The sequence below is a fragment of the Bradyrhizobium sp. UFLA01-814 genome, assembly GCF_046718885.1.
GTDB classification, from domain to species: Bacteria; Pseudomonadota; Alphaproteobacteria; order Rhizobiales; family Xanthobacteraceae; genus Bradyrhizobium; species Bradyrhizobium elkanii.
In genome coordinates this window covers 1-8,978 of record NZ_JAQOSR010000254.1, presented here as the reverse complement: position 1 = coordinate 8,978, position 8,978 = coordinate 1, and the positions used below count along the sequence as shown (strand labels likewise).

The following is an 8,978-nucleotide window of genomic DNA, read 5'->3' as shown; positions in this document are numbered from 1 at the left end:
GTTCAGGATCGTGTCGTGGTTGAAGTTCGGCGCAAACACGAACTTGTCCTGATAGTCCGACCCAAAGAATATGTCCTTGTCGCCGGTCCCGGTCAGCATCACGGGCTCGGGCCGATCCTGTTGGACGTTGAAGATCAGATTGACCTTGTCGGTCGCGCCGTACCCGTCGGCCACTGTGAGCGTGACCATGTCGGTGGAGGGCGCGAATTCGCCCGGATCATAGGTAAGGCCCGCCGAGAGCGTGGAATTGATACCGGCCAGGTCGCCAGCGTGGGACGAGGGAGCGACCGTACTGCTGCTCCTGCCATCAGTCGCCGCTGTCAGGTTGAAAATCTCATCGGCGCCTGCATCGGCATCCGTCACCGTCAGGCCAGTAATCGTGTCGGTCCCGTCGGAATTGTGCAGCACGCCGATATTGTCGGTCTGGATCACGGGTGCGTCGTCGCCATTGACCGTCACCGTCAGATGCCCGGCAGTTCCGAGCGCGCCGTCAAAGGCCGTATAGGTGAACTGGTCCACCGCGCTGGTGCCGTGAGGCAGGGCAGCGATCGCCGCAATCTGCGCGGCCGTGACCCCGAGCGTGTAGGTATAAGCGCCGGTCACCGGATCGACGACCAGCTCGCCATAAAGGCCATCGACCATGAACTGATGGTCCACCGCCGCATCGTGCCCGACGCCCGCAATCGACAGCGTATCGTGTTCGGCATCGCTGTCGTTGCTGAGCAGGTTACCGGTGACGCTGCCGGTGCTTCCGAAAGTCGTGGCCACGTCGTCCGTCGTCACGGGCGCATCGTTTGCCCCTACAACGTCGATTGTCAGCTGTGCCGCGCCGACGGCGCCATGCACATCGACGGTCTCGATATCGAAGATGTCGGCATAGGTGCCTTTGGCGAGCGCATTGATCGCGATCGCGTCCGGAACATAGGTGTAGGTACCGTCGGCATGGACGGTGAGCGAGCCGTACAGGCCCTTGATCGCGACGTCCAGGGTCGGGACGTCATTGTTCACGGCCGCATAGGTCAGCGTCGCGGTCTCGCCGTGATCGACATCGTTGCCATGCAGCGTGCCGGTGAGCGGGCCGAAGCTGTCGTCGGCCGCGGTATCGGTGAGCGCACCGGCATTGACACTGGCGAGCGTCGGCGCGTCGTTGGACCCGATGATCGTGATCGTCACCGGCTGGGTCGAGGACACGTGGTTGTTGTCGGTGACCGTGATGTCGTAGGTGACCGTCAGCGTCTCGCCTAGAGCGAGGAAATCGAAGCTTGCATCGACTGCGCTATAATTGACGTCCACCGCTCCATGACCGCTGCCTGTGCTGTCGCTGAGCGTCAGGGTAAGGTGGCTCGCCGCCGTCAACGCGTCCCGCTGGTCCGCGGTCAAGGTCAGCTGCTGGCCAGCATCCGACCAGCTGAAGCTCGGTGCGGAATAGCTGACCGTATGACGATCACTCAGATCGACATCGGTGAAAGCCAGCGAACCAACTGCGCTGTCAGAATCAGCGGTGTCACCGGTCGTCTCAGGAAGCTCGGTAATCTCGTGCACGCCGGCTTTGCCGGAGACGTCGGCCGCGACCACTGGCGCGTCGTTGGTGCCCGTGATGGTGATGGTGACGGGCTGGGTCACGACGCCGCCGTGGTGGTCGTCGACTTGGATCAGGTAAGTCAGCGTCAACGTCTCGCCGACGGCGAGATAGTCGAAATTCCTGTCGGCGGCCGAGAAAGTCCAGGCGCGCGATCCGGTTACGCCGCCGGTCGAATCCGTCAGCGTGCCGAGCGACATCCAGCCCAGTATCGTTGCCTGATCGGGAAGCCCCGTGGTCACGCCCGTTTCGGTGACGCCGGCGACGGTGACGCTGTGGGTGTCGCTGAGATCGACATCGACGAAGGTCACGGTACCGGATGCGGTATCCGGCACGACCGAGGCGGTCGTCTCCTCGGCTTCAGTGATGGCGGCCGCCTGGGTCGGCGAGGTGATCACCGGCCTGTCGTCGGTGCCGACGATCATGATGGTGACCGGCAACGTGACGACGCCGCCCTGATGGTCGTCGATCTGGATCGTGTAGGTCAGCGTCAGCGTCTCGCCGGTGGCGAGATAATCGAAGCTCCTGTCGGCGGCCGAGAACGTCCAGGAGCGCGATCCCGTCACGCCATCGGTCGAATCGGTCAGCGCGCCCAGCGACAGCCAGCTCAGCACAGTGGCATGGCCGGCAAGTCCGCTGGTGACGCCGGTCTCGGTGACGCCGGTGATGGTGACCGTATGCGTGTCGGTCAGATCCGCATCGGCAAATGTCAGCGTGCCATGCGCAGTATCAGGCTGGCCGGAATTCGTCGTTGCGGCGAGTTCGGTGATCGAACCGGCCTGCGCCGAGGATGTCACCACCGGCGTGTCGTTGGTGCCGGTGATCGTGATGGTGAAGGTCTTGAACGTGGTCTCGTTGTTCGGCGCGAAATTATTGTCCACGCGCGCGACATAGGTCAGCGTCAGCGTTTCCCCGGCGGCCAGGAAGTCGAACGCGCTGTCGGCGAGGCTGTAGGTCCAGGTCGCCGAACCGGCATTCTTGTTGTTCGGATTGGGCTCGAGCAGCAAGGGGATCTCGACGGCCTTGATGGCCGCAAGCTGCGCAGCAGTCAGCGATGAGGTGACGTCGCTGCCGTTGGCGTCCCGGTAGCTGAACGCGGAATAGTCGACCTTCGCACTCGGCGTGTCACCTACATTGAGGTCCAGCCATTTGATCTGGCCCGTCGCGGTGTCGAACAGCCCGCTCTGGGTCAGCCCCGACCGCTCGGTAAACACCGCGTCCTGGGTCACGACTTGCGGCGGCCCCGGGATGTGATCGAGCCTGCTGTTGGGAGCGCCGCCGGCCTGAGGTCCGGTCGTGTTGACGAAGGTCAGCAGAATGATGATCGGCGCGCCACTGTCGCTGCTGGTGAGCTTGAAGCTGGTCGACACCGGCACGACGCTGTCCGTGAAGTTCGTCGTGAGCTTGGTGTTAGGATTGTTGTTGTCGGTGAACTTCAGCGCGAACACGTCGGAGATGAGCTTCTGCGCATCGGTCGACAGTTGCGCCGACGAGACGAAGCTGACGCTGCCCTGGCCGTTGACGATGGTCTGGGTGCCGGCCTGATCGACGGTCGCGATCGGATTGAGCGTCGTCTTGTCGAACAGGATGTAGGAGCCGGTGGTGCCGTCGGGCTCGACCAGCACCTGGAATTTGGCCGGCGGCACGCCGCCGGTGCCCTGCACGTCGAAATCGATTTCGACCAGCACCGCGGTACCGCGGATGCCCATGGTCGCGACCGGCGTATCGACCTTCATGTCGCCGTGCTTGGCGGTCGCGCCGGCCACGAAGGAGATCGTGCCCGAGACCAGACTCATCAGCGACGAATTGCTCGACCCGTTCGGGTCGTAGATCATTTCGTTCAGCACCATCTTGGCGTTCGGTCCGAGACCGAACACGGTGCCGTCGATGAAGGTGATGCCGAGCGTCGAGTCGCCGCCGGATTGCACAACGTCACCCTTGTTGACGTTGTCGCCCTGGTTCAGGACGATCGCGACGCCATTGCGGATGGCAGTGGCGTTCCCGGTCAGCTTGGTGACATGGCCGATGACCTTGGCCGGCTCCGCCGCGCCGCCGGCCTGGGCATATTGGGTATAGCCGGTGAGTGCGTTGACAAGATCGCCGGTGAGATGCGCGCCGTCAGGCGACGCCAGCGGCGCGCGCTTTTCGCCCTTGAAGTAGTCGTGCAGGACGAGTTCCCGATCGTCCTTCGCGATGACGAGATCGAGCCCGGTCCGCTTGAAGTCGCCGGTGAACAGCAATTGCCCGTCGTCGACGACGATCGCGCCGGGCGGAGCAAGCGTGGAGACACTGTCGACGTGCACGTATCCACGGGCATAAGCGTCCGTGTTCGGCAACAGGCCGTCGAATTTCTCGACAAAGTTCACTGCGGATCACCGCACGAGAGTTAATATTGTTAAAATATCCGAATGATTATGCCTGCATATCATCGGATAAAGCTTGGCGAAACCACTCTGTGCTTGCGCAAGGTGGTCCTGAAGTGCGGTTTGACTGGATGTGACTTGGCTCACGCTGTGAAGAGCCGTGTAATTGCGATTCGATTGACGGTACCATAAGGTGGGATTTAAGCCAAGATACGTACTGAGCCACGTATTCGTGGTATTGATTGGCATTTCTGTACTTGCCTCTATTTCCCCTTAGCCCAGAGCGGGCATTTGACCCCAATTTCCCGGCCAAAGCTGTGACTTAGCTTACAAATCACAGCGGTCCCGTGCGCGGACCGGCGGGTTAACCAGAAGGCAAGGATGAGTTGCAAAGCAGTGGAAAAAGGTTCGCCGCTTCCTTTCACAAACCGGTAAAGTTTTCGGGACCCCAAGCAGGCGCCCTTTAGCCTCTTCCCCTGATTCCCCACATCTTAAGTCGATTCGAAGGGATCGTTCGCCATGCTGCCCGGCATGAAACGATCCGGTCGCGTGCGCGGTGCAATATCCACCCGCCGATGAGCGGACAGGGGGTGTCAGATGAGATTCTCGCTTCGCCCGCTTGCGCTGCGCGCCGTGATGCTGGGTTTTGGCCTGGCGCTGGCCGCGCCGGTTGCCGAGCTCAATGCCGCTTCGCTGCTCTCGCCCGGTCCGGCGACGCTGATCAGAAAGTCGACCGAGCCGTTCGGCCTGACGACCAGTCTGCTTGCCGACGGCGGCCTGTACGACAAATGGCTCGGCGTGCAGCGCCAGCTCGCCGACGAATTGGAGCAATTGGCAGCCTGCGAGAGCGACCGCGCCGGCTGTGCGTCGCCGGCGGCGCTGCGATTCCTGGCGATCGTCGATGCCGGACGGGCGCGTCAGGGTCGCGCCCGGCTCGGCGAGATCAACCGCGCGATCAACCTTGCGATCCGTCCGGGCAGCGATCTTGCGGCCTATGGCGAGCCCGACGTCTGGACGACGCCGCTCGCCACATTCGCCCGCGGCAGCGGCGATTGCGAGGACTATGCGATCGCGAAATTGGTGGCGCTGCGCAAGGCCGGCGTGGCGCCGGAAGATTTGCGGATCGTCGTCCTGCATGACCTCGTCGGCGGCGAGGACCATGCGGTGGTCGCGGCGCGGCTCGACGGCCGCTGGCTGACGCTCGACAACCGCCGCATGGCGATGATCGAGGACGCCGACATCAGGAGTTTTCGGCCGACCTTTGTGATCGACCAGCATGGAGTCAGCCGCTATGTCGATGCCCCGCTCGTCGCTGAGGCCGCGTGGCGGCCGGCGGCGCGGTAACTGACTGCGTCATTCCGGGGCGATGCGAAGCATCGAACCCCAATTCGCAATTGCGAATTGGGGAATCTCGAGGTTCCCCGGTGCGCAACTGCGCACCAGGTCTGGTGCTAACGCACCATCCCAGAACGGTCTGGAGGAATGTCCCGCCCCCCTCAGAACATCAGATTGTCCTTCACCAGCACCCAGCGGCCGCCCTTGACCTGCTGCACCTGTGTGATGGTGTTGGCGAGATGGTCCGTCTTGGAGAACTTGGTCGGCGGCGAGCTGAAGATGTCGAGGAATTTGTCGCCTGACTCCAGCGAGTCCAGCATCTTCTGGCCGGTGAGATCCTTGCCCGCCTTCTGCGCGTAGAAGGCGAAGGTCATCACCGCGTTGTAGCCGATGATCGCCTGGGTATTGGCGTCGGTGTTGAACATCTTCTTGTAGTTCACCAGCCAGTCCTTCACCTTGCCCTTGGCCGTGTCCTCGTAGGGAATCTCGAAGCCCGACGCCGCATAGAGCCCTTCGACGGCTTCCTTGCCGAGCGCCGGCACTTCGAGCACGTTGGTCGGGGTGGCGCCGAGGAAGGTCACGTCCCAGCCGAGCTTCTTCGCTTCGTTCATCGCGCCGATGGTCTCGCGGATCACGGTGCCGAGCACGACGAGGTCGCAGCCGTCGGCCTTCATCTTGGCGACCTGCGCCGAGAAGTCGGAGGCGCCGCGCTTGTAGCTCGTGACCGAGGCCGGCTGCACCTTCATCGCGCCGAGCTGCTGGGTGAAGCCGTCGAGCACGTTTTTGCCGTACTCGTCATCCTGATGCATGATGCAGGGCTTCTTGAAGTTCTTCCACTCCATCATGTATTTGAGCGCGGCGCGCGTGCTCTCGACATAGGGCAGGAGGTTGTTGAACTTCAGCCGCTCCTGCGGCTTGGCGGGATCGAACTTGAAGGTGAATTCGGCGGCCGTGAGCGGGAACAGCTGCAGCACGCCGGCATCGAACAGGACGTCCTGCGCGGCAAGCACGGTCGGCGAACCCATCGGTCCGATCATCGCGAACACCTTGTCGCGCTCGACCATCTTCTGCGAGGCCAGCACCGCCTTCTTCGGATCGTAGCCGTTATCCTCCAGGATCATCTTGATCTTGCGGCCGTTGATGCCGCCGCCGGCGTTGATCTCCTCGACCGCCATCTTCATGCCGTTGGACACCGGAACGCCCCAGACCTTGATCGGGCCGGACAAGTCCTGGTGCGTTCCGATCACGATCTCGGTCGGCGAGATGCCTTCATTGGTGACCTTGGTCTGGGCTGCGGCCGGCAGACAGGTCAGCGCCAGCGCGCTCACCGCAAGGCCCAGCGCCTTCAGCGATTTCGACATTGCAGTCTCCTCCTTAACAAAGGCCCATGTTGAGCGAAGGGTCGGGCCTGCTCGCTCCCTCGCCAATTTCCTTCTCTTCGGCTATGCCACCGCCCGCTCGCCATACATGGCGTCGATCTCGGCGGCGTAGCGCTTGTTCACGAAGCTGCGCTTCAGCTTCATGGTCGGCGTCAGCTCCTCGTCCTCGGGCGTGAGCTGGCGCTCGATCAGATAGAATTTCTTGACGGTCTCGACGCGCGCGAACTTCACGTTGACCGCCTCGACCTCGCGCTGGATCAGATCCTGGATTTCGCGGGCGCGGCACAGGCTCGCGTAATTGGTGAAGGGGATGTCGTGATCCTGGGCGTATTTCTCGACATTCTCCTGGTCGATCATGATCAGGCAGGTCAGATACGGCCGCTTGTCGCCGATCACGACCGCGTCCGAGACGTAAGGCGAGAATTTGAGCTGGTTCTCGATCTCGGACGGCGTGATGTTCTTGCCGCCGGAGGTGATGATGATGTCCTTCATCCGGTCGGTGATCTTGACATAGCCTTCATTGTCGATCGTGCCGACGTCGCCGGTGTGCAGCCAGCCTTTGGCGTCGATCGTCTCGGCGGTCCTCTCCGGCTGGTTGAGATAGCCCATGAACAGGAAGTCGCCCTTGATCAGGATCTCGCCCTTCGGGCAGATCATCACCTCGCCCCAGGGCGCGGCCTTGCCGACCGAGCCGAGCTTGATGCGGTCCGCCGGCATCATGGTCGCGACGCCGCAATTCTCTGTCTGGCCGTAGACCTCGCGCATGTCGATGCCGAGCGCGAGATACCAGCGGATCAGATCCGGCGAGATCGGCGCGGCGCCGGTCAATGCGATCCGGCAGCGGTCGAGCCCGAGCATGCGGCGGATGTTGCGGAACACCAGCCAATAGGCCGCGCGGTTGGCGAGCCGCAACGACAGCGGCGGCGTCTCACCCTGCAGCCGGCACTCGGTCATCCGGTTGCCGATCGCGAGCGCACGGGCGTACATCCAGTTCTGGAACGGGGTCGCATCCTTCAGCGCGATCGTGATGCCGGAATAGAACTTCTCCCAGATCCGGGGCACCGCGAGGAACGCGGTCGGCTGCACCTCGCGCAGATTGTCCGGCACCGTCTCCGGGCTCTCGGCGAAATTCATCACCGAGCCGAGTGCGAGCGAGATGTAATAGCCGCCGACCCGCTCGGCGACATGGCAGAGCGGCAGGAACACCAGCCGCTCCTCGCTGTCGGTCGAGGGGTAGAGATCGTTGGCGTGGCGCATCTGGTGCGTCACGCTGCGATTGGAGTGCATCGCGCCCTTCGGCGGGCCCGTGGTGCCGGAGGTGTAGACCAGGATCGCGAGATCGGAGGCGGTGCGGCTGCCGGTCATTTCGTCCCACAAGGCATCGTTGCCCTGGGCATGGTTGCGGCCGAGCGCGGTGAATTCGGCAAGCGACAGCACCATCGGATCGGAGAAGCCGGAGAGGCCCTCCATGTCGAACACGACGATCTTCTCCAGCGTCGGACAGCGCGAGCGGCAGGTCAGCACCTTGTCGAGTTGCTCCTCGTCCTCGACGAAGATTACTCGCGTGCGGGAATCATTGATCAGGTATTCGACCTGCGCCGCCGAATCGGTCGGATAGATGCCGGACGAGACGCCGCCGGCGCACAGGATGCCCATGTCGGCATAGACCCATTCCGGCACCGCATTGGCGATGATCGAGCCAACGTCGCCGGGGCGAAAGCCGGTCGCCTGCAGGCCGAAGGCGATGTCCTTGGAAATCTGCAGCCATTCGCGCCAGCTGGTCGGCTGCCAGATGCCGAACTTCTTCTCGCGGATCGCGGGCCTGTCGCCACGCGTCTGAACCGCGAGCAGAAAGCTCCTCGCGATCGTGTCGGCAACCGTCAGCACCGCTGGTCCTGCCATGCGCGCTCCCTCCTCTGCCGCCTGCCTCGCGCGCCGGGTTGTTGTGCCGGTCTTGTTTGCGAGCCAAGCCTGAAATCTAGCTCCAACCCTCTCTCAACGCAGCGTCGACTTTCGTCGACGCGAGCCTTCTTCAGCGCCAAGTCCTTCTCAACGCCACGTCTTCTTCTTTTTCCAGCGCCGCTCGCCCCGCGCGCCGGCTTCCTTGGCGCCGAGATAGAACTCCTGGATGTCGGGTGAATTCATCAGCCGCTCGCAGGTATCGTTCATGACGACGCGGCCGATCTCCAGCACATAGCCGTAATGCGCCGTCTCCAGCGCGATCTTGGCATTCTGCTCGACCAGCAGGATCGACATGCCCTGCTCCTCATTGACGCGGCGGATGATGGTGAAGATCTCCTTCACCAGGATCGGCGACAGCCC

Annotated in this window: 4 protein-coding genes and 1 pseudogene; 1 reads left to right on the top strand and 4 read right to left on the bottom strand. The window is 62.9% G+C overall.

All coding sequences use genetic code 11. From position 1 onward, the window contains the following. On the bottom strand, nt 1–3,945 hold a 3,945-nt coding region (locus PMN64_RS40320; RefSeq protein ID WP_411784763.1), incomplete at its 3' end, for a VCBS domain-containing protein. A 594-nt stretch (nt 3,946–4,539) separates the two neighbouring features. Between PMN64_RS40320 and PMN64_RS40315 the strand changes: the two genes are divergently transcribed. Further along, nucleotides 4,540–5,286: a transglutaminase-like cysteine peptidase gene (locus tag PMN64_RS40315; protein WP_411784762.1), complete on the top strand. Its 747-nt coding sequence runs from the start codon at nt 4,540–4,542 to the stop codon at nt 5,284–5,286. A 152-nt stretch (nt 5,287–5,438) separates the two neighbouring features. Here the strand turns inward: PMN64_RS40315 and PMN64_RS40310 are convergent, their stop codons facing one another. The 3 genes and pseudogenes from PMN64_RS40310 to PMN64_RS40300 all read right to left on the bottom strand — a co-directional run. Then, nucleotides 5,439–6,638: an ABC transporter substrate-binding protein gene (locus PMN64_RS40310; RefSeq protein WP_016846826.1), complete on the bottom strand. Its 1,200-nt coding sequence runs from the start codon at nt 6,636–6,638 to the stop codon at nt 5,439–5,441. Nucleotides 6,639–6,719: 81 nt separating this feature from the next. Further along, nucleotides 6,720–8,558, bottom strand: coding sequence for an AMP-dependent synthetase/ligase (locus PMN64_RS40305; RefSeq protein WP_411784761.1), 1,839 nt, complete (start codon nt 8,556–8,558; stop codon nt 6,720–6,722). 147 nt (nt 8,559–8,705) lie between these two features. Next, nucleotides 8,706–8,978, bottom strand: a pseudogene (locus tag PMN64_RS40300) (ABC transporter ATP-binding protein); the annotation flags it as partial.